This window comes from Micromonospora sp. NPDC051296, assembly GCF_040682255.1.
Taxonomy (GTDB): domain Bacteria; phylum Actinomycetota; class Actinomycetes; order Mycobacteriales; family Micromonosporaceae; genus Micromonospora; species Micromonospora craterilacus.
The window spans coordinates 1-1,930 of record NZ_JBFBAO010000620.1 but is presented as its reverse complement, the minus strand read 5'-3'; the positions used below and the strand labels follow the sequence as shown (position 1 = coordinate 1,930).

Here is a 1,930-nt window from a genome sequence, read left to right as displayed (position 1 = left end):
GTCGAGCAGGTGCAGGACGCCGCGGTCGAGGCGGATGGTGACGCGTCGGCCTGCGAGGTGGTAGCCGATGGGGTGTTGCCGGCCGGCGAGGCTGACCAGGCCGGTGGCGTTGACGAGCCGGTCGACCTCGACGGGAGCCCCCGGCTTGATCGGGCCGGCGATGACCGGGGGTGGCCCGGCGGGGTGGCCGCCCTCGGCGAGAAGCTGACGCAGGTGGGCGGGGGTGAGCCGGGAAGGGACGGTCTTGAGACGGACGCCGTCGATGAGCAGGTGAACCGCGGTGGTGTCGGCCCATAGGCCGATCGTGAGTCCGGCCCGGGCTGGGCCGAGCCAGAACTGTTGCCCGCAGACGGCGAGGTTGCCGGAGGCGGGAACGGTGCGGGTGAACTCGACGGCCAGGTTGACCGGGTCGACGCCGTTGCTCGACAGCATCATCGGGGCGGGCAGGGCCGGCGGGTCCTGCGGCTCCGTTGTCGGTGCGGGGCGGGGTGCGGGCACGGCGGGGGCCAGGGTGGGCGGCAGTCGCAACGGCAGCTGCGCATCGGTGGGGCGGGCGGTGAACCGGTCGGCCGGGAACGCCATGTTCAGGGACTGGTGGGGCCGGTTGGTGTTGTACTCGGCGCGGAAGACGTCCACGGCCGTCTGCACGGCTTCCAGGTCCGGCCAGACCTCGACGTCGTCGAGCAGTTCTCGTTGCAGGGTCTGGTGGAACCGCTCAACCTTCCCAGTCGTGGTGGGTGTGCGGGGTTTGGTGTTGCGGGCCACGATGCCGTTTTCCCGGCAGATCCTTTCGAACATCACCTCGGCCGGGCGGGGCTTCGTGAACCGGCCGGTGAACTGCTTGCCGTTATCGGTCAGGACCTCCTCGGGGATCCCGAACCGTTGCAGCGCTTCGGCGAAGGCCAGGCAGACGACCCGACCGGTGGCACGCTGGACCACGGTGGCGATGACGCAGAACCGGGAGTGGTCGTCCACGCCGGTGACGACCTTGGCTTCGGCGCCGCTGGCCAGCGTGATTCCGCCGACGATGTCCAGCTGCCACAGCTCCATCGGCCGATCCCGTTCCCAGCGCCGGTAATCCTCCCGCCGACGTCGACGAGGGACCGGATCAAGGAGGCCGTGCCGTACCAGGACCCGGTAGATGGTGCTCAGCGACGGCACCGGACCCGGGCAGCCGAGACGGCCCAGCTCGAACTGCAGCCGGCGCTGACCCCACCGCGGATGCCCACGGCGTAGTTCGCAGATCGCCGCTTCGACCTCCGGGCTGGTCTGTGCCGGATGGGCATGTGGGCGATGAGAACGATCCGCCAACCCGTCCAGACCCTCATCGCGATACCAGCCCAACCAGCGGTGCACCGCCTGCCGCGACACGCCGAACCGCTCGGCCACCTCAGTAACCGGCACCCCGGCCTGGACTTCCAACACTGCGCGATACCGCTGCTCCGTCACGTTCAACTCCACCAGCACTCAGCGGAGTGTCACGCATCAAGTGAAGCCAACCTGTAACGCATCAACCGAAGTACGACAGTCCCGAGTGTCGGGCGGTGTGAGAACTTTCTGTACGAGATCAAGGCGGCCCGCTTCGCAGGCCGCTCGCGCCGCCGAACCAGGGCCGGGCCTGCCGGCCCGCCGCCGCGCCTCTGGCCTTCGGCCGCCAGCGCGTCGGTTCCAGCCCGCCAGCGGCGCGAATACGACGAAGCCCCGGGCCGCCATGGTCGATGGCAGATCCGGGGCTTCAGTGTCGGCGAGTACAAGGGCGAGCCTCCGGCGGGGGCCAGACGACTCCAGGATGGGTTGCCGAAGGTTCCGGTTGTGGTTTGGTGCGGGTGCCATCCCGTCAGCCACCGACCCAGGCAGAAGCCGAGCAGACCAGGGCCAGGGCGACAAGGTCGTTCGTCCAGCAGGGCGCTCCACCTTGTCCCCCAGGCCC

At 69.8% G+C, this 1,930-nt stretch carries 1 protein-coding gene; it reads right to left on the bottom strand.

Translation table 11 applies throughout. The features are described from left to right. The coding region (locus AB0M52_RS33580; RefSeq protein WP_363961876.1) for an IS481 family transposase at positions 1–1,467 on the bottom strand (1,467 nt) is incomplete at its 3' end. Between the last annotated feature and the right edge of the window lie 463 nt (positions 1,468–1,930).